General features: G+C 53.5%; 15 protein-coding genes and 1 riboswitch. Of the genes, 5 read left to right on the plus strand and 10 right to left on the minus strand.

All coding sequences use genetic code 11. The features are described 5' to 3' along the window. Positions 1-305: 305 nt before the first annotated feature. The gene (gene murI, locus QLG08_RS16810; RefSeq protein WP_072139122.1) at positions 306-1,157 is read right to left on the minus strand and encodes a glutamate racemase; all 852 of its coding nucleotides are present in this window, start codon (positions 1,155-1,157) and stop codon (positions 306-308) included. After that, complete coding sequence (gene btuB / locus QLG08_RS16815) at positions 1,102-2,958, minus strand: TonB-dependent vitamin B12 receptor BtuB (RefSeq protein WP_072139123.1); 1,857 nt, start codon at positions 2,956-2,958, stop codon at positions 1,102-1,104. Before btuB ends, murI begins: the two co-directional genes overlap by 56 nt. A 66-nt stretch (positions 2,959-3,024) precedes the next feature. After that, positions 3,025-3,208: riboswitch (cobalamin riboswitch) on the minus strand. A gap of 121 nt (positions 3,209-3,329) precedes the next feature. On the opposite strand from btuB, the gene trmA reads away from it, so the two are divergent. Beyond that, on the plus strand, positions 3,330-4,433 hold the full coding sequence (trmA, locus tag QLG08_RS16820; RefSeq protein WP_013027672.1) for a tRNA (uridine(54)-C5)-methyltransferase TrmA: 1,104 nt from the start codon (positions 3,330-3,332) through the stop codon (positions 4,431-4,433). 32 nt (positions 4,434-4,465) lie between these two features. Here trmA and QLG08_RS16825 read toward each other — a convergent pair whose 3' ends face one another. Both QLG08_RS16825 and fabR read right to left on the minus strand, forming a co-directional pair. Continuing rightward, complete coding sequence (locus QLG08_RS16825) at positions 4,466-4,819, minus strand: YijD family membrane protein (protein ID WP_014604773.1); 354 nt, start codon at positions 4,817-4,819, stop codon at positions 4,466-4,468. 14 nt (positions 4,820-4,833) lie between these two features. Next, positions 4,834-5,481, minus strand: coding sequence for an HTH-type transcriptional repressor FabR (fabR, locus tag QLG08_RS16830; RefSeq protein WP_013027674.1), 648 nt, complete (start codon positions 5,479-5,481; stop codon positions 4,834-4,836). Between the two features lie 193 nt (positions 5,482-5,674). Here fabR and sthA point away from each other — a divergent pair, with 193 nt between their 5' ends. Next, positions 5,675-7,075, plus strand: a complete 1,401-nt coding sequence (sthA, locus tag QLG08_RS16835) for a Si-specific NAD(P)(+) transhydrogenase (protein WP_013027675.1) — start codon at positions 5,675-5,677, stop codon at positions 7,073-7,075. On the opposite strand, the gene oxyR is transcribed toward sthA, so the two are convergent. The 5 genes from oxyR to argC all read right to left on the minus strand — a co-directional run bounded on the left by oxyR (position 7,058) and on the right by argC (position 12,830). After that, entirely contained in the window at positions 7,058-7,975 is a 918-nt protein-coding gene (gene oxyR / locus QLG08_RS16840) for a DNA-binding transcriptional regulator OxyR (protein WP_015699323.1), read from the minus strand. The genes sthA and oxyR overlap by 18 nt on opposite strands. 355 nt (positions 7,976-8,330) lie before the next feature. Next, positions 8,331-9,704 (minus strand): argininosuccinate lyase, encoded by a 1,374-nt coding sequence (gene argH / locus QLG08_RS16845; RefSeq protein ID WP_014594873.1) that lies wholly within the window; start codon positions 9,702-9,704, stop codon positions 8,331-8,333. A gap of 88 nt (positions 9,705-9,792) precedes the next feature. Next, positions 9,793-11,010 (minus strand): argininosuccinate synthase, encoded by a 1,218-nt coding sequence (locus QLG08_RS16850; protein ID WP_013027678.1) that lies wholly within the window; start codon positions 11,008-11,010, stop codon positions 9,793-9,795. Between the two features lie 24 nt (positions 11,011-11,034). Beyond that, positions 11,035-11,811, minus strand: coding sequence for an acetylglutamate kinase (gene argB, locus QLG08_RS16855; protein WP_013027679.1), 777 nt, complete (start codon positions 11,809-11,811; stop codon positions 11,035-11,037). A gap of 14 nt (positions 11,812-11,825) precedes the next feature. Next, positions 11,826-12,830, minus strand: a complete 1,005-nt coding sequence (gene argC, locus QLG08_RS16860; protein ID WP_014594874.1) for an N-acetyl-gamma-glutamyl-phosphate reductase — start codon at positions 12,828-12,830, stop codon at positions 11,826-11,828. A gap of 168 nt (positions 12,831-12,998) precedes the next feature. On the opposite strand from argC, the gene argE reads away from it, so the two are divergent. The 3 genes from argE to QLG08_RS16875 all read left to right on the plus strand — a co-directional run bounded on the left by argE (position 12,999) and on the right by QLG08_RS16875 (position 19,143). Continuing rightward, the gene (gene argE, locus QLG08_RS16865) at positions 12,999-14,147 is read left to right on the plus strand and encodes an acetylornithine deacetylase (RefSeq protein ID WP_013027681.1); all 1,149 of its coding nucleotides are present in this window, start codon (positions 12,999-13,001) and stop codon (positions 14,145-14,147) included. A gap of 350 nt (positions 14,148-14,497) precedes the next feature. Then, on the plus strand, positions 14,498-17,146 hold the full coding sequence (gene ppc, locus QLG08_RS16870) for a phosphoenolpyruvate carboxylase (RefSeq protein WP_013027682.1): 2,649 nt from the start codon (positions 14,498-14,500) through the stop codon (positions 17,144-17,146). 362 nt (positions 17,147-17,508) lie between these two features. Continuing rightward, complete coding sequence (locus QLG08_RS16875; RefSeq protein ID WP_116198010.1) at positions 17,509-19,143, plus strand: methyl-accepting chemotaxis protein; 1,635 nt, start codon at positions 17,509-17,511, stop codon at positions 19,141-19,143. Between the two features lie 93 nt (positions 19,144-19,236). Here QLG08_RS16875 and metF read toward each other — a convergent pair whose 3' ends face one another. Continuing rightward, a complete protein-coding gene (metF, locus tag QLG08_RS16880) occupies positions 19,237-20,133 on the minus strand; it encodes a methylenetetrahydrofolate reductase (RefSeq protein WP_014604771.1) in 897 nt (298 codons plus the stop codon). Positions 20,134-20,266 lie beyond the last annotated feature (133 nt).

Below are 20,266 nucleotides of genomic sequence, written 5' to 3' on the forward strand. Positions count from 1 at the left end.
TTTTACGTCCGGAGACGCTGATATCAATCCTGCGAGTGCCCACACAGATTGTCTGATAAATTGTTAAAGAGCAGTGCCACACTTCTCTGTGGCGCGGGCTGCATATATTACGCTTTCCGCTTTATCAGTCAAGCACTTATTTTTGCTTAACTGACCGGTTCGAATCGTTCTGAACCTTACTTAACCCGGCGCTTCGTATTCCGTTGTGCCGTGTCAGTGGAGGCGCATTATAGGGAGTTCTTTTCGGCTGACAAGGGCTAATTTCAATAAATTTTCCGAGTGCTGTTTTTTTCAACGAAAACCTTCTAAAGCGCCAGTTTTTCAAGCAATGGGAAGCCATAACGCTGCAAAACCGGTGACAATTGCACCGCTTCGCCATCCAGCTCGGTACAAAACGCCACGTTTTGCAGTGACGATCGGACTTCAGGGGCTTCATTTTCCAGTAGCCAGGCCGTTCGTCTGGCTATGGCTGCCCCAGAATCAATTAAACGCGTCCCTTCCGGCAGGATCTGCTGCAGCTCATCGCGCAGTAAAGGAAAGTGCGTACAGCCTAACACCACTGTGTCCGGCGGCTCCGCCATACGTAACCAGGGTTGTACAATGCGCCTGATTTCATCTATCGACACCTCTTTGCCATGGAGTTTGGCCTCAGCCAGCTCAACCAGTTCGGCTGAACCCAACATTTCAATCTTGCAGGTTTTGGCAAACTGCGACACCAGCTCATGCGTATACGAGCGACGAACCGTCGCGCGCGTTGCAAGCAGCCCGACCACACCGTTACGCGTTAGACGCGCAGCAGGTTTAATCGCAGGCACTACGCCGACGACAGGAAAGGCAAATCGCTCACGTAATGCGGGCAGTGTCACGGTGCTGGCGGTATTGCAGGCGATGATGACCAGGGAAATGGGATGACGGCGGGTAATGGCATCAACAATCGCCACGACGCGCTCGACAATAAAGGTCTCGGTTTTCTCTCCGTAGGGAAAGCCCGCGTTGTCGAACGCATAAAGATAGTGCAGGTCCGGCAGAAGTTGCCGAACCTCATCATAGACAGAAAGCCCTCCTACGCCGGAGTCAAACACCAGCACAGTCGGGCGCAGGTCAGAAGCTGTAGCTTCCGCTGAGGTAATACTCTCTTCCTGGAGTCTGATAGCCATACGCTGTCTCGTAATCTTTATCGAACAGGTTGGCGATTCTACCACGAACGGTCAGATGTGATGTGACCGGATACGATACGGCGAGATCCCACAGGCTGACACCGCCCAGCTTTACCGTTTCAAGCGTGTTGAAATTGGTGTCGTAACGCTGGCCAAGATACTGATAACTCACTGACCAGTCGAAATCATACAGCGTTAAATCCAGCTGATATTTAAACTGTTCTTTTGCCCGACGAGCCAGCCATTGATTTGTCGTCGCATCGCGAGCATCAAGATAGTCAAAAGATAATGAATGAGAGAGCACGCCAGTATCAAAAGATGCCGTTGTTTCAACGCCTTTTATCCGGGCCTGGTTGACATTGTAATAGCGATTATTGGTATAGGAGATCAAATCATCAATATCATTGCGGTATCCCGACACTCGCCAGTTAACCGGGCCTGTCAGGCCTTCAAAACCCCCTTCCCATTGTTTGCTTTTCTCTGGGTTGAGATCCGGGTTACCGCCAAAGCCACTGTATAGCTGTCCAAAATTAGGGGCGTTAAATGCCGTGCCATAGTTGGCAAAGACACGATAACCTTCTACAAATTCCCAGGCTGCGGCTGTCTGCCATGTGGTATGCCAGCCAAACTGGCTATTGTCATCCCCACGAAGTGCGCCTTCCAACGTCACATCGCCAAATTTTTGTTGGGTCGTCGCGTAAAGGCCGGTGTTGCGCTGTTCGTAGCCCTCACTCAGGAAGTTTGTACCAGGCTGAGTCGCCTCTTTTTGCCAGTCGACGCCGCCGCTGAAGGTGCCGTGCTCTGCTTGCAATGTGTTGCCCCATTGCACGTTATACTGCTCAATGTCATCAAAGGTCGCGGTACTGTCATATCGCCCCAGTTGAGGGCTGTAGTTAATGTCTTTGGTATGGCTGTAACTGGCCACCAACTGCGTTGAATAGATGCCCTGATTGAAGCGCAAGCCGCTATCCCAGCTTTGACTGTAGAGTTGGCGAGTATCAACAAACGCATTGGGATCGAAAGATACCTGCTGTCCATCGTAGGCAGTGCGGTTGTCAAAACCATAGCCACGGACAAAACCACTAAATTGATCGTTAAATCGGTGCTCCACCGTGCCAAAGAGGGTTTTACTCATAAAACCATCACGGTCGGGCTGGGCCGCGCTAAAGGCATCAGGCAGGTTAGCCACCACATCATACCCTTTGGTATAGGTATAATTCCCCGCCAGAGTGGCTGTGGTCGCCTCACCCAGCCGCTGCTGGGTGGACCCATCGTATGCCTGATAGCCGTTAGAACCCACACCTGCGGTCAGCGTGGTGCCGGGCTTATCGCGGCCCGTAATAATATTCACGACGCCGCCGATGGCATCTGAACCATAAACCGCCGAACGTGCACCCCGGATGTATTCGATTCGTTGCACCAGCGACAGCGGGATCTGGCTGAGATCGGAAGAACCCGAAATCCCAGCCTGGTTAAGACGAATACCGTCGATCAGTACAAGAACATGGCTGGAATTGGTTCCACGAATAAACATGGAGCTTAACTGCCCCAGTCCACCGTTTTGAGCAATATCCACCCCCGGCAAACGCCGCATGACATCAATGAGGCTTTTGGACTGCCAGCGATCAATCTCTTCACGCGTAACCACGGTCGTCGGGGCCAGCACCGACGACACTGGCTGTTGAAAACGATTGGCGGTCACGATTTGCGTATCATCATTACCCTGCGCAAAGCCATTTTGCGCCCAGAGGGAAATCGCCGTTGCGCTGAAGGCAAACAGCGAGGCTTTTGTTTTACTCATTTTTTATCGCATCCAAAAGAAAAAGGATGCCGCAGGCATACAATCGATAGCACGCGATGACTGTAAGAGTGGCGACGTCACACCGGCAGGTCTTCGGGCTGGGAATCATAGCAGGTGATGACTTCCCATCCCGCAGGACAGTGTCTGCAATTGCAATCACCCTGACATTCCTTACCGCTGCGCGTCAGCTCCAGATTCACACTGGATTCCCTATTAACTCAAGGCTGAGGCCGGTGCCAGCAGTCTACGAAGAGCGCATGAGCAAGTCCAGACTTCCGCACGTCGTCTTTCTGCGCCAGCGTACAAGACTGGACATCGGCAGGTGAATGCCTACAATCGCCCGGCAAGTAAGCTCTTAACCAGGATTAAACATGACACCCGAACATCTCCCTGTTGAACAGTATGACGCGCAGCTGGCGGAAAAAGTCAGTCGGTTAGAAACGATGATGACGCCATTCGCTGCGCCCGCCGTGGAGGTGTTTCGTTCACCCGTCAGTCACTACCGCATGCGAGCAGAATTCCGCATCTGGCACGAGGGTGATGACCTCTACCATATTATCTTCGATCAGGAGACGAAACAGCGCATACGCGTCGATCAGTTTCCTGCGGCCAGTGAGTTAATCAATCAGGTCATGCCAAAAATGATGGCGGCCATTCGGGACAATCGTCTGCTGCGCCACAAGCTGTTTCAGATCGACTACCTGTCCACGATGAGTCATCAGATCGTGATTTCGCTGCTCTACCACCGCAAACTGGATGAGGAATGGCAGCAGGCCGCCAGCACGTTACGCGATCAATTGCGGGCCGAAGGTATTGATGTCCAGCTGATTGGCCGCGCGACCAAGACCAAAATCTGCCTTGATCGGGATTATGTCGATGAGCGTTTGCCAGTGGCCGGAAAAGAGATGATTTACCGTCAGGTAGAAAACAGCTTTACGCAGCCTAACGCCGCCATGAACATTCAAATGCTGGAATGGGCACTGGACGTCACCACGGGTTCTCGCGGCGATCTGCTGGAGCTCTACTGTGGTAATGGCAACTTCTCGCTGGCGCTGGCCCGAAATTTCCGCCGGGTACTGGCAACAGAAATCGCCAAACCTTCCGTAGCGTCAGCGCAGTACAATATTGCCGCCAACCAGGTTGATAACGTGCAGATTATTCGCATGGCGGCCGAAGAGTTTACGCAGGCGATGAATGGCGTGCGCAGCTTTAACCGGCTGGAAGGGATCGATCTGAAGAGTTATGACTGCGAGACGATCTTTGTCGATCCGCCGCGCAGCGGGCTGGATGAGGAAACCGTTAAGATGGTGCAGGCTTATCCTGCCATTCTCTATATTTCCTGCAATCCGCAAACCCTGTGCGACAATCTGCGGATACTGGCGCAAACGCACGACGTCACGCGGCTGGCGCTGTTTGACCAGTTCCCGTACACCCACCATATGGAATGCGGCGTGCTGCTGACGCGTAAAGCGTAAAAAAACGGGAACCTGAAGGTTCCCGTTTTTAATTACCGATTGCGGTTGCGCTTGTAACGCAGGGCAATCCAGAACACCAGCCCAACCATCAAAATGGTCGGGATGAAATTAGAGCCAATATCCGGGTACTCTGCCCTGACCAGCGCGCTGTAAACCAAAATGCCCAGCAGGAAAAAGGCGGCAGCAAGGCCGGGAACGCCATCCGGCATGTTTTTGTTCAGATAACGCTGATGCAGGCACCAGGCCGACAGCCCCAACGCAATCAGTGGAAAAATAGAAAAAGGAACAAAAGCACTAAACAGCACGGAGAACGAGCCGTTCATAGCAAGGCCGGTAATAAAAGCCAGCAACATCGTGCCTTTATCACGGGAGCTTGGGTGGGTCATGGCAGGGTCCTTATTCATATCTCTTCAGGTTTATCCAGGGTTACCGCCAGGCGTTCTTGTTCCCGGCGATACCAGTAATAAGCGCCTTTGGCGATCATGCGTAACTGTAATACCAGACGATCTTCCAGCTTACGTCGCTGCTCGATATCAATGTCCAGCGCTTCAGCACCCGCGCTAAAAACAATCGTCACCATCGCTTCAGCCTGCGCTTCGGTGAAGCTGCGCGGCATGCGATTTTCGACCTCAAGATAGTCAGCCAGTTCAGCAATAAAATGTTGAATTTCACGTGCAACAGCAGCGCGAAAGGCCGCAGAAGTCCCTGAACGTTCGCGCAATAACAAGCGAAACGCATTGGGGTTATTCTCGATGAACTCCATGAATGTGGCGATAGAGGTTTTAATAATGCTGCCACCTTTTGCGATACGCTGGCGTGCCTGGCGCATCAGCTGGCGCAACATCAGTCCACTTTCGTCAACCATCGTCAGACCTAACTCATCAACATCTTTGAAATGCCGATAAAAAGACGTGGGCGCAATGCCGGCTTCCCTGGCAACTTCACGTAGGCTCAGGCTGGCAAAACTGCGCTCGGCGCTGAGCTGACTGAATGCAGCTTCGATGAGTGTACGCCGTGTACGTTCTTTTTGTTGCGCTCTGACACCCATTCTCTCTGCCTTGTGAGGTTCTGAAACAGCACTATAACAAAATATTCAGCGTACAGTCGGGCAAACTTTGTGACGGCTTGTTAAACACCACTGAAAGGCAAAACGTGATGAAAATCGCTGTTAGAATTCAGAAGTGCGCGGTGAGATGTTAGAATCTCGTTGTAAAAATGTATAAATAATAGGACGTATCGGTATGCAAAAGTCTTACGATTACGATGTTATAGTGATTGGTTCAGGACCCGGCGGCGAAGGTGCGGCGATGGGACTGGTCAAGCAAGGCGCACGCATCGCGGTTATCGAACGCTATCACAACATCGGCGGCGGCTGTACTCACTGGGGAACCATCCCTTCAAAAGCCCTCCGTCACGCTGTTAGCCGCATCATCGAGTTCAATCAAAATCCCCTTTACAGCGACCACACCCGACTGCTTCGTTCATCCTTTGCCGATATCCTTAATCACACGGAAAGCGTGATCAACCAGCAAACGGCGATGCGTCAGGGTTTTTACGAGCGTAACCGCTGCGAACTCTTTCAGGGCGATGCCCATTTTGTTGATGCCAACACGGTCGAGGTAGAACATCATGACGGTACGCGCGAAAAACTGACCGCCGAGAAGTTTATCATCGCCTGCGGTTCACGCCCTTATCATCCCCACGATGTCGACTTTACCCATCCACGCATTTACGACTCCGATTCCATTCTCAACCTGCACCATGAACCTGGCCACGTAATCATTTACGGCGCCGGTGTCATTGGCTGTGAATATGCTTCTATTTTCCGTGGACTTAACGTCAAAGTTGATTTGATTAACACCCGTGACCGGCTGCTGGCATTTCTTGACCAGGAGATGTCCGACTCGCTGTCCTATCACTTCTGGAACAGCGGCGTGGTGATTCGTCACAATGAAGAGTTCGAGAAAATTGAAGGCGTAGATGACGGCGTGATCATGCACCTTAAATCCGGCAAGAAAGTAAAAGCGGATTGCCTGCTGTATGCGAATGGTCGTACCGGTAACACTGATTCGCTGTCGCTGGAAAATGTTGGTCTGGAAGCAGACGGACGTGGCCTGCTGAAAGTGAACAGCATGTATCAGACAGCTCAGCCGCACATTTATGCGGTAGGCGACGTGATTGGTTATCCAAGTCTGGCATCCGCTGCTTACGATCAGGGCCGTATTGCCGCGCAGGCCATTATGAAAGGTGAAGCCTCAGCGCATCTGATAGAAGACATCCCAACCGGGATCTATACCATTCCGGAAATCAGTTCTGTGGGGAAAACCGAGCAGCAACTGACGGCAATGAAAGTGCCATACGAAGTGGGTCGTGCTCAGTTCAAACATCTGGCGCGTGCGCAAATCGTTGGAATGAATGTGGGTAGCCTGAAGATCCTGTTCCATCGCGAAACCAAAGAAATTTTAGGCATTCATTGTTTTGGCGAGCGCGCGGCGGAGATCATCCATATCGGTCAGGCGATTATGGAGCAAAAAAATGGTGGCAACACAATCGAGTACTTTGTGAATACCACCTTTAACTATCCCACCATGGCCGAAGCCTATCGTGTTGCGGCGTTAAACGGCTTAAACCGCCTGTTTTAACGTCGTATCGAAATAGCCTTGCATGTGCGTTCGGATTGCCTCTGCCAGTTGTTCATAACGACTGCGCAGGGGTGAACCGGGACGGTATACCAGTGCGATAGTGCGTTGGGGGACCGGTTTGTAGCACGGGAGATAACAAACGCCGTCACGAATACGCTGATCCGGTACGGCCAGTGCAGGCAGTAACGTGATCCCGCTTCCCGCCGCAACCATATTGCGCAAGGTTTCCAGGCTGGTCGCGCGGAAATGCGTATCTTCGTCTGCACCTGCTTCAAAGCAAAAGCCCATCGCCTGATCGCGCAGGCAATGACCGTCTTCCAGCATTAGCAGCTTTTCGCCCGCCAGATCGGACATCGGCACGCGGTCACGATCGCGCCATGGGTGATCTTCATAGACGGCCAGCTTCATCGGCTCATCAAACAGCGGGACCTCGATAAAGGCTTCGCTTTCTTTCACCAACGCCAGAATCGCACAGTCCAGTTTGCCGCTGTCGAGTTGCGCCAGCAGTTGCTGCGTCTGCGCTTCATGCAGATACATTTCCAGCTTTGGAAAGGTCTGATGCAGCATTGGAATGATCTGCGGCAGCAAATAAGGGCCGGTCGTGGGGATAAGCCCAATATGCAGTGGCCCTGACATCGCTTCGCCTTGCTGACTGGCCATCTCTTTCAGCACTTTGACTTCACGCAGAACGGTACGCGCCTGGTCGACCAGCAACAGGCCGGCCTGAGTAAACAGCACTTTGCGGCTGGTACGCTCCAGCAGCATGACACCTAATTCGTCTTCTAATTTACGGATCTGTCCGCTCAACGTGGGCTGACTGACATGGCAGGCATCCGCAGCACGTCGGAAATGACGATGTTCAGCAAGCGAAACCAGATATTCAAGATCACGGATATTCATTATTACCCTCCATTCCACGATAGCTCGTGGCGATAGATAGAATAGCAACCAACGATTGGCCCTATCAAGAGCGGATGGGAATAATGCCCATATCAATTCAGATTCATTGCCACCCAGGGAAATGTTTTCTGAACGTTGAAAACGGTGTTTCTCCTGTTTTCAACTGTCGTGAGCCCTTCGCCAAAAAAAAGACGAGAAGCGCTGTCAGGCTTCCCTAAAACGCGTAGAGGGTACACGTTACGAATCTGAGCATCGGCCGGGAGCGCTGCGGCTCTGATGATGTGCCTAAAATAAAAGTAGTTTCTGAAGCTAGAGGTTGGCGGGCATCTGATGCCCGCTTTTTTTTGCCTGCCGTTTACGCTAAGCGTGTTTTAGCATCCGCGATAGCACGGGCAACCTGACCGGGCGAAACCCCACCCTGCGCATTACGCTTATCCAGACAGGATTTTAGGGCCAGAACAGGATAGACATCGTCCTCTATCACGCTACTGAACTGCTTTAACTGCGCCAGCGTCAGTGCTTCCAGCGCCACGCCCTGTTTTATCGCTTCAACGACCGTTTCACCGACAATGTGGTGCGCCTCACGGAACGGCACGCCTTTGGCAACGAGGTAGTCAGCCAGCTCGGTTGAGTTAGCGTAGCCCTGCTCTGCCGCTTCCTGGCAGCGAGGACGTTTCACCTGCAGGCCATCCAGGACAAGAACCGACATATGCAGGCAGTCCAGCCAGGTATCCAGCGCGTCGAACAGCCCTTCTTTGTCTTCCTGCATGTCTTTATTGTAGGCGAGCGGCAGACCTTTCAGCGTCATCATCATTCCGGTTAACGCGCCCTGTACACGGCCACACTTGCCGCGAATCAGCTCAAGCGCATCCGGGTTTTTCTTCTGTGGCATCAGGGATGAACCCGAGGTGACTTTATCTGAGAGTTCGATAAAGCCAGCTTCGCCTGTGTTAAAGAAAATCATGTCTTCAGCAAAGCGCGACAGATGTACCATACCGATTGACGCATCCGAGAGCAGTTCCAGAACATGGTCACGATCGGACACGGTGTCCAGGCTGTTACGCGTGGCAGAAGCAAAACCTAACCAGCCAGCCAGCTGCTCACGATCGATGTCATACGCCGTTCCTGCCAGCGCGCCACAACCCAGTGGGCTAACATCAAGACGCTTCAACGTATCCTGCAAACGGCTTTCATCGCGCGCCAGCATTTCAACATAGGCGAGGCACCAATGCGCAAAGGTCACCGGCTGCGCCCGCTGCAAATGCGTATAGCCCGGCATCACCGCGTCCTGGTTCACTTCGGCGGTGGCGACCAGCGCCTGCTGCAGCTCACGTGTGGCCCCCAGCAGTGCGGCGACCTGCTCCTTACACCACAGCTTCAGGTCGGTGGCTACCTGGTCATTACGGCTACGGCCGGTGTGCAGTTTTTTGCCCAGCGCGCCGACTTTCTCGATCAACTGGCCTTCAACCCAGCTGTGAATATCTTCGGCATCACTTTGCAGAATTTGCTCAGGATTGGCACGAACCTCTTCCAGCAATGCATTCAATGCGGCTTCCAGCTGCTGCTGCTCATCACCGGTCAGAACATTTACCGTCACCAGCGCTTTGGACCAGGCCACTGAGCCAATGATGTCCTGCTCAGCCAGGCGGTAATCAAAACGCAGCGAGTCGTTGAACTGTTTGAAACGTTGATCTGCTGCCTGGGTAAAGCGTCCACCCCAAAGTGCCATGTGAATCTCCTTCAAGTCGTTAAACCAGGGGCGGCCTGAAAGCCGCCCCTGAGGTCATACTGAGAGGCGAGGCGATCCTCGCCTGCGATTACTTCTTCTGCTCGTTCAATGCACGAATACGTGAAGAGAGTGAGAACAGACGGATAAAGCCGCCGGCATGACGATGATCGTAAACTTCGTCTTCGCCGAAGGTTGCAAACTCTTCGGAATACAGGCTGTTGGCTGAACGCTTCTGCGTCGCCGTGGCCTGGCCTTTGTAGAGTTGCAGGACCACTTCACCGTTGACTTCTTCTGCCAGCGACTCTGCCGCCGCCTGGATAGACTTACGCAGCGGTGCAAACCAGCGACCATCGTAAACCACATAGGACATTTCATGGCCCAGCTGCTCACGCCATTTGAAGCTGTCGCGATCCAGAACCAGTTGCTCAACCGCACGCAGTGCGTTAACCATGATGGTGCCGCCGGGAGTTTCGTAACAGCCGCGTGATTTAATGCCCACCAGACGGTTTTCAACGATATCGATACGACCTACGCCGTGTTTAGCACCCAGCACGTTCAACTTTTCCAGACACTGGAACGGGCTCAGTTTCTCGCCGTTCACCGCGACAACGCGCCCTTTTTCAACGGTTACCGTCACGTCTTCAGGCTGATCCGGGGCTTCCAGCGGATCAACGGTCCAGACCCAGCAATCTTTATTCGGCGCATTAGACGGGCTCTCCAGCACGCCGCCTTCGGTAGAAATATGCCAGGCGTTTTCATCACGGCTGTAGATTTTTTCCAGCGAAGCGGTGGTCGGGATATTGCGCTCTTTCAGATAATCCAGCAGCGCTTCACGTGAACGCAGGTTCCATTCGCGCCATGGCGCAACCACTTTCAGCTGGGGGGCCAGCGCGGTGTAAGTGGTTTCAAAACGTACCTGGTCATTGCCTTTACCGGTCGCACCGTGGCACAGGGCATCAGCACCGACTTTCAGCGCCAGCTCAACCTGCGCTTTAGCGATGATAGGACGCGCCATGGAGGTGCCCAGTAGGTAAGTTCCTTCATACAGCGCACCGGTCTGTAGCACCGGATAAACGTAGTCGCTGATAAACTCTTCACGCAGATCAACCACGTGGCATTCTGATGCACCCGACTGCAGCGCTTTCTTCTCAACGCCTTCCAGATCGCTACGTTCCTGGCCGATATCAGCCACAAACGCGACCACTTCACAGCCGCCATAGTTTTCTTTCAGCCATGGAATAATGGCGGAAGTATCCAGACCACCAGAGTAAGCCAGAACGATTTTTTTGATGTTTTGCGTTTGCATTTCGTAATCCTTGAATCTGAGTCGTTAAGCGAGAATCCGGGTGCCAATGGACACACCGTTAAAAAGGTCGGGCAGTTGCTCGGCATGACGCCAGCTGGCGATATCAACCGGGCGGCCCAGCGTGCGCGCAGCATCCAGCGCTGCGTTCACTTTCACAATCATGCCATCGGTGATGATGCCCTGCGCAATCAACTGTTCAGCTTTGTCAGCCGTCATCTCTGCAATGCGCTGGCCTTTGCCATCGAGAATGCCACTGACATCTGATAACAAGACTAAATCAGCACCCAGCGTTGATGCCAGCGCCGTGGCGGCCTGATCCGCATTGACGTTCATTAACTGGCCGTCATCGGTAATGCCAATTGAGCTGACAACAGGCATATAACCCGCCGCAAGCAATGTATTGACCAACGCGGGATTACCCGGCGTGGCGTGGCCCACATGACCGAGTGCTTCATCCAGCTGCGTGACATTAACCAGGCCTGCATCGCCCAGGCAAAGGCCTACCGCGTGAATGCCATATTTTTTCGCCCAGGCCAGCAGGGTTTTGTTCGCGGTACCCGCCAGTGCGCCGGTAATGATGTCGATCTGGTCGGCAGGCGTAACGCGTAAGCCGTTCTTTTTCTGCACCGGCAGCGCCAGTTTTTTCATCAGTTCATCGACCAGACAGCCGCCGCCGTGAACGACGATCAACGGGCGCTGATGCGCGGAGCGATAGGCCAGCAGCGCGTCAAATAAACGGGCCAGCGCTTCTTCGCTGTCTAACAGCACACCGCCCAGCTTGATAATCAATGGATTGGTCATGGTTTACTCGTCCGTTAAATCAGTGACTGCGTTTCAGGGAAACCGAAACGAATATTAAGGCACTGCACCGCCTGGGAGGCCGCGCCTTTGAGCAGGTTATCTTCTGCAGCCACCACAATCAGGTGTTCGCCCTGAACGGCGAACCCGATATCGCAGTAGGGTAGCCCGACAACCGCTTTCAGAGCCGGCACGCCCTGTTCGTACACGCGTACCAGCGGCTTATCGTGGTAGGCGTTATGAAAAGCTTCAGCAACATCATCACGGCTTACGCCGGCCTTCAGGCGGCAGGTAACGGTCGCCAGAATCCCACGCGGAAAACTGCCCAGGTGCGGGGTGAAAATCACCGGCGTTCCCAGGTGCGCCACAATCTCAGGATGATGACGATGATTAAAAATACCGTAAGGTTGCAGGCTGACTTCGCAGAAGCTGGTGCCGACATTCGCTTTGCGCCCCGCCCCACTCACGCCGCTGGTGGCGTTAATTACCGGCCACTGCGCGTCATTCAGCAAACCCGCATCTAACACGGGCTTCAACGCCAGCTGGGAGGCAGTGGGATAGCAGCCCGGTACGGCCACCAGCTGTGCTTCTTTAATTTTTTCCTGCTGGAACTCAGCAAGACCGTAAACGGCTTTATCCAGCCAGTCACCGTGCTGATGCGTAAAGCCATAAAACTGGGTGTAAAAATCGCCATCGTTGACGCGAAACGCGCCTGACAGATCGAACACCACACAACCGGCTTTTAGAAATTCAGGGGCCAGGTCATGGCTGACTTCGTGGGCGGTCGCCAGAAACACCACATCCACTTTGTCTGCCCATTCGGCGGCATCACTCAACGGCTGCAGCGGCAAATCCACCACGCCTTTCAGCTGTGGATGAAGATCGGACAGGCGCTTGCCCGCATCGGGACTTTGCGCAGATACCGCCAAAGCGGTTATGTTGATATGTGGATGGCGATTAAGGAAGGTGGCAAGCTCTACGCCAGCGTAACCACTGGCACCAACGATCAGCGTATTCAACATCAGGCTGTATACCTTTATTACAGTCACACGTTCCGGGTCGCGGCCTTGCCCCGTTGCCCACGATGTCGTTTGCAGCGATTTAAGGTTCACATGCACACGACGTTAATGTATTTTTATTCACTATTAATGCATGAATATTGATACATCCTAACTCAAGGACCGTCAACAGTGAAGACAAAATTACCGCCTTTTATCGAACTATACCGCCAGTTGATCGCTACGCCGTCAATCAGCGCAACCGATGCCGCACTCGATCAGAGCAATGAAACTTTAATCAATTTACTGGCTGGCTGGTTCCGCGACCTGGGTTTTGCTGTGGAAGTACAGCCCGTACCCGGAACACGTCATAAATTTAATATGCTGGCGCGCACCGGAAACGGCGCGGGCGGCCTGCTGCTTGCCGGGCATACCGATACCGTTCCGTTCGATGATGGTCGCTGGACTCGCGATCCCTTTACCCTGACCGAACATGACAACAAGCTGTACGGTCTGGGCACCGCCGATATGAAAGGCTTCTTTGCGTTTATTCTGGACACGCTACGTGATGTGGATGTGACAACCCTGAGTAAGCCGCTGTACATTTTGGCGACCGCCGATGAAGAAACCACGATGGCAGGTGCGAAATATTTTGCAGAGTCCACCCAGCTTCGCCCCGACTGCGCCATTATTGGCGAACCGACCTCGCTAAAGCCGGTGCGGGCGCACAAAGGCCATATATCTAATGCGATTCGCATTCAGGGACAATCGGGCCACTCCAGCGATCCCGGACGCGGCGTCAATGCCATTGAGCTAATGCATGAGTCGATTACCGAACTCATGCAGTTGCGTAACACACTCAAATCACGTTACCACCACGATGGCTTTGCCATCCCCTATCCGACCATGAACTTTGGTCATATTCACGGCGGCGATGCGGCAAACCGTATCTGTGCCTGCTGCGAATTGCATATGGATATCCGGCCCCTGCCGGGCCTTACGCTGAGCGATCTCGACGGGCTGCTAAATGAAGCACTGGCACCGGTAAGCGAACGCTGGCCGGGACGGATCACCATTGAAGAACTGCATCCACCGATTCCCGGCTACGAGTGCCCCGCTGATCATGAACTGGTTAAAGTGGTAGAAACGCTGCTGGGGATTCAGACGGAAGTGGTGAATTACTGCACTGAAGCGCCTTTTATTCAGCAACTCTGCCCAACCCTGGTACTGGGCCCAGGATCGATCAATCAGGCGCACCAGCCAGACGAGTTTATCGATACCGCATTTATTAAGCCTACCCGTGCGCTGATAAGCCAGGTTGTGCAGCATTTCTGTCACTAATTATCATTAATCGGGGCATTTCACTGAATTAACAGCAAAATGCCCCGCCATTCTGCGGGATTTGATAATAAGAATAACTTATCCCGCTTCTCCCCTATCAAATTCCATGAATTTCCAGCAGTTAGCTGCATGTTTCCTTCACTTTAAGTCAATTGACGAACGGATGATTACGTGGCTAGATAAAAGACGATGTTATACCTACGGGGCAATCATCCCACTTTATTCAGCTTGCGACAGGCAGCAACTGAAGAACCTCGGTCAGTACCGAGAGGACAACGTTGCTGGCTTTTGTGCTGCCTGAAAAGACCGGGTATAGAGGTTTATCAAGACGATAAGGGTGTCAGGGTCACATGAACGAACAATATTCCGCAATGCGAAGTAATGTCAGTATGCTCGGCAAACTGCTCGGGGATACGATTAAGGATGCGCTGGGAGAGAACATCCTGGACCAGGTGGAAACCATCCGTAAGCTGTCTAAATCATCCCGTGCTGGCAATGACACGCATCGTAAGGCGTTGCTGAATACGCTGCAGAACCTGTCAAATGACGAGTTGTTGCCCGTCGCACGTGCTTTCAGTCAGTTCCTGAACCTCACTAACGTGGCTGAACAGTATCAAACCATTTCCCGCAGCGGCGATGGCGCGAATCATCCCGAGTTGTTAAAAAAGACCTTCGAAACGCTCAAACAAAACAATCTTAGTGAAAGTGCTATTCACGCGGCGATTGAATCCCTGTCGCTGGAACTGGTGTTGACCGCCCATCCCACAGAAATTACGCGTCGTACGCTGATTCATAAACTGGGCGAAGTTAACAGCTGTCTTGAACAGCTCGATCACAGCGATATTTCTGACTACGAGCGTAACCAGATTATGCGCCGCCTGCGCCAACTGGTCGCTCAGGCCTGGCATACGGATGAGATCCGTAAATACCGTCCTACGCCCGTGGATGAAGCCAAATGGGGCTTTGCCGTCGTTGAAAACAGCCTGTGGGAAGGCGTACCTGCGTTTCTGCGTGAGCTGAATGAACAGGTAGAAGAGACGTTTGGCATTAAGCTGCCGGTCGATTTCGTTCCGGTGCAGTTTACCTCCTGGATGGGCGGTGACCGTGACGGCAACCCCAATGTCACGGCCTCCATCACCCGCCACGTCATGCAGCTCAGCCGCTGGAAAGCCACCGACCTGTTCCTGCGTGACATTGGCGTACTGATTTCAGAACTGTCGATGTCTGAATGCAGCCAGGAAGTGGCCGATCTCAGTGGCGATCCTGAAGCGCTCGAACCTTATCGCGTGATTTTGAAGCGTCTGCGCAGCCAGCTAATGAGCACGCAGGCTTATCTGGAACGTCGCCTTAAAGGCGAACGTTTACCACGTCCGGCTGACCTACTGGTCTCTAACGCTCAGCTTTGGGACCCGCTGTATGCGATCTATCAATCCCTGCAGCAGTGTGGCATGAGCATCATTGCCAACGGCCAACTGCTGGATACGCTGCGCCGCGTCAAGTGCTTCGGCGTGCCGCTGGTCCGCATTGATGTTCGTCAGGAAAGCACCCGTCACACCGAAGCCATTGCAGAGATTACCCGCTACCTTGGGCTGGGCGATTATGAGAGCTGGTCAGAAGCCGACAAGCAAGCGTTCCTCATCCGCGAGCTGAACTCTAAGCGCCCTTTACTGCCGCGCAGCTGGGAACCGAGCGATGAAACCCGCGAAGTGCTGGAAACCTGCAAAGTGGTAGCGGAAGCGCCTCAGGGCTCTATCGCCGCCTATGTGATTTCGATGGCAAAAACGCCGTCGGATGTGCTGGCCGTCCACCTGTTACTGAAAGAAGCCGGTATACCTTTTGCGATGCCGGTTGCACCGCTGTTTGAAACGCTTGATGACCTCAACAATGCCAACGATGTGATGAGCAAGTTGCTCAACATTGACTGGTATCGCGGCTTTATTCAGGGCAAACAGATGGTCATGATTGGCTATTCCGACTCGGCGAAAGATGCCGGCGTCATGGCGGCCAGTTGGGCGCAGTATCAGGCGCAGGATGCGCTGATTAAAACCTGCGAAAAAGCCGGAGTGTCACTGACCTTGTTCCACGGACGTGGCGGTACTATCGGTCGCGGCGGCGCGCCGGCACATGCTGCGCTGCTGTCTCAGCCGCCAGGCAGCCTGAAGGGCGGCCTGCGCGTTACCGAGCAGGGCGAAATGATCCGCTTTAAATACGGTTTACCGGAAGTGACTATCGCCAGCCTGTCGCTCTATACCGGTGCGATACTGGAAGCTAACCTGATGCCACCGCCGGAACCTAAACCGGAATGGCGCAGTATTATGAATCAGCTTTCTGCGGATTCCTGTGCCATGTACCGGGGCTACGTGCGCGAAAACGCCGACTTTGTGCCCTACTTCCGTTCAGCCACCCCAGAGCAGGAACTGGGCAAGCTGCCACTGGGTTCACGCCCGGCCAAACGCCGTCCTACTGGCGGTGTGGAATCCCTGCGCGCCATTCCCTGGATCTTCGCCTGGACCCAAAACCGTCTGATGCTCCCGGCATGGCTGGGTGCAGGTGCGGCGCTGCAGCAGGCGATGCTGGCAGGCCATCAGGATCAGCTCGAAGCGATGTGTCGCGACTGGCCGTTTTTCTCAACCCGCCTCGGTATGCTGGAGATGGTGTTCTCTAAAGCAGACCTGTGGCTGGCGGAATATTACGACCAGCGACTAGTGGACAAATCCTTGTGGCCATTAGGTCAACAGCTGCGTGACCAGCTGGATGCCGATATCAAAGCCGTGCTGACCATCGCCAACGATTCACACCTGATGGCGGATCAGCCGTGGATTGCCGAATCCATTGCCCTGCGCAACGTGTATACCGATCCCCTGAACGTACTGCAGGCTGAACTGCTTCACCGTTCACGTGCTCAAGAAGCTCGCGGTGACGAACCGGATGCGCGCGTCGAACAGGCGCTGATGGTGACGATTGCCGGTGTCGCTGCTGGCATGCGTAACACGGGTTAAGTCCATTCTCGTCAGGACGGTCCGCTCAGCCTGTGCGGCCGTCCTTAACCCACCCTCGCTCGGGTGAGTTTGCCCGTCTCAAATACGCACCCTCTGATGATTGCCTGCTGTTTTATCTAATGTTTTACCCCTTCACCTACAGCGTCCTTGAGACCATTTCATCTGGTCAAGTGCATTACCTTAGAAATTATTACAGTTTGATTACAGTTAGCCTATAAACCTTATGCCTTTGTGGTCGTTACTCTTTATACGGGTCAAAAAACACCCGGATTGTTCGATAAAAAGCCACACACTGATTCACAAACCACACTGACAGAAGGCAGTGAGGCCTTCGTGCTTATCATTAACATCAGGGTAACAGTATGAATAACATCAGAATAGGAATACGGCTCGTGGCGGCTTTTGGCTTCATGGGCATGCTTGTCATTTTCATGGTCCTGATCGGTATTACCAAAACACGTTCTCTGGCCGACGCTAACAGTGAGATCGCCGGGGGCCTTTACGCCAAGGCATCCGAATCGGCCATGCTGTCATTTTATGCGCAAGATATGAGTCGTCTGGCGCGCATTGCCGTACTCCAGCCGGATCCGGCAAAAACAGAAAAAGCGCTTAACAGCTATCAGCAGGTCAGAAGCCAGGCCGACAGCCTGATGCAGGTGCTGGATAAAGAGGTTGCCTCCGTCACTGGCAGACAACTTTTTTCCAACATCCAGTCTCACGCGGCGCTTTTTCTGCCGCTAATGGATAAGGTCGTTGCACTTGCTCAGCAAGGTAAAAAAGAGGAGGCCGACCAGCTGTTACAGGCCTCGGGAGACAACATTCAAACGGGCTATATAGCCTCCCTTCAGGCATTAAAAGATCACCAGGAAGCGCGGATGCAGGTTGCAGAGCAAACTTCCCATAGCGATCGAACCAATGCGTTGCGTTTACTGGCGGGCGCCGGTGCCGTTGCGCTATTTCTGGCGGGATTGTCTGCCTGGCTTATTACGCGCAGCATCACCCGGCCCCTTAATCAGGCCCTGATTGCCGCACAGCGCGTGGCAAAAGGTGACCTCAGCGAGCCTGTGCAGGTCACTCACACCGATGAAACCGGCAAACTGCTGGTGGCAATCCGGGAGATGCAGGAGGCACTGGTTCAAACGGTCAGCCTGGTGAGATCCAATGCGGAAAGCGTCGCCTCTGCCAGTAGTCAGATAGCGCAGGGAAATGCCGACCTGTCACAGAGAACCGAAGAGCAGGCCAGCGCGCTGGAGCAGACGGCAGCCACCATGACGCAGCTTGGCATGACGGTGAAAAATAACGCCAGCAATGCGCAGCAGGCCAGTCAGCTTGCGGTCAATGTGCGTAATGTCGCCAACGAAGGCAATGATGCCACGGCAGCGATTACCAGCACGATGCGCACCATTAAAGACAGCTCAGGGAAAATCGCCGACATCACCGCCGTCATTGACAGTATTGCCTTCCAGACCAATATTCTCGCGCTGAACGCAGCAGTAGAAGCCGCGCGCGCGGGCGAACACGGTAAAGGTTTTGCGGTGGTTGCCAGCGAGGTCAGAACCCTGGCGCAACGTAGCAGCACGGCCGCAGGTGAAATTCGCCAGTTAATTGACGCCAACGCCCGCAGCGTGGGGCAAGGTGACGAACTGGTTGCACATGCCACCGCGACGATGCAGAGCATCGTCGCGGCTGTGGGTCACCTGAGTGATACCGTTGAGGAAATTACCTCAGCCAGCGCCGAGCAGGCCAGAGGCGTAGAACAGGTGGGCATCGCGGTAACCGAGATGGACAGCGCCACACAACAAAACGCCGCATTAGTGGAAGAATCCGCCTCGGCCGCGAACAGCCTCCGGGAACAGGCACGACAGCTGCTGCAGGCGGTCTCAGTCTTTCGCTTTAATAACACGACACAGCAGGTGCATAGCGTACCGACGCTCAAAAACCCCTCGCGAGTGAAACCGGCTCAACCCTTGACCCATGAAGGCTGGACACATTTTTAATGCGTGGCACATCAGGCTGCTGTCAGCCCTGTATATGCAATGGATGAGACATTCAGAACCGACGCGGACACGTCGGTTTTTTTATGGCCATCTTCAGGCGGCAATTCCCGGACGCACACCTAAGGTATGACAAATGGCATAGCTCATTTCTGCCCGGTTCAGAGTATAGAAATGAAAATCTTTTACGCCCTCACGCGACAGGATTTTCACCATGTCCATGGCGATGTTCGCCCCCACCATTTTGCGCGTTTCAGGATCCTCATCCAGCCCTGCAAACATGGCATTCATCCAGCCCGGAACGCGTACATTGGTCAGGGCGGCAAAACGCTGCAGCTGTTTGAAATTTGATACCGGCAAAATGCCCGGCACGATCTCAACATCAATGCCGGTGGAAACGCAGCGATCACGAAAACGCAGATAGCTTTCAACATCAAAGAAGAACTGGGTAATGGCACGGTTAGCGCCAGCATCAATTTTACGTTTCAGGTTAATCAGGTCAGCCTGGGCACTTTTTGCTTCGGGGTGGACTTCCGGATAGGCCGCGACGGAGATATCGAAGTCACCGACCTCTTTAAGCAGCGAAACGAGATCGCTGCCGTACATTTCCGGCTTACCGCTATTGGGTGGCAGATCGCCACGCAGCGCCACGATATGGCGAATACCGTTATTCCAGTAATCCTGTGCAATGGCTTGCAGCTCATCCCGGGTAGCGTCAATACAGGTCAGATGCGGCGCAGCTTCGAGCCCCGTACGTTCTTTAATGCCTTTAATGATGCTGTGTGTGCGGTCACGCTCACCCGAGTTCGCCCCGTAGGTTACAGAGACAAAACTGGGCTTCAGGCTGCTCAGACGATGGATGGAGTTCCACAGCGTTTCTTCCATTTCACTGGTGCGCGGCGGGAAAAACTCAAAAGAGACACTAATTCGCCCGTTTAGCTCTGCCAGGCTCTGATTGAGCGCCTCGCGCTGATTGGCATGAAAGAAACTCATCCTGCTACCTCCGCCCACATCGGTTATCTGTTAACCTGTAAACATCTATACGTTTAGACGTCCAGACACTCAAAGTGAACCATTTTCCCGCAAGCGTCAACTGATAAATCATCCCAGGAAGTGACAAATATTC

Origin of the sequence: Pantoea sp. V106_11 (assembly GCF_029967885.1) — a bacterium.
GTDB classification, from domain to species: domain Bacteria; phylum Pseudomonadota; class Gammaproteobacteria; order Enterobacterales; family Enterobacteriaceae; genus Pantoea; species Pantoea ananatis.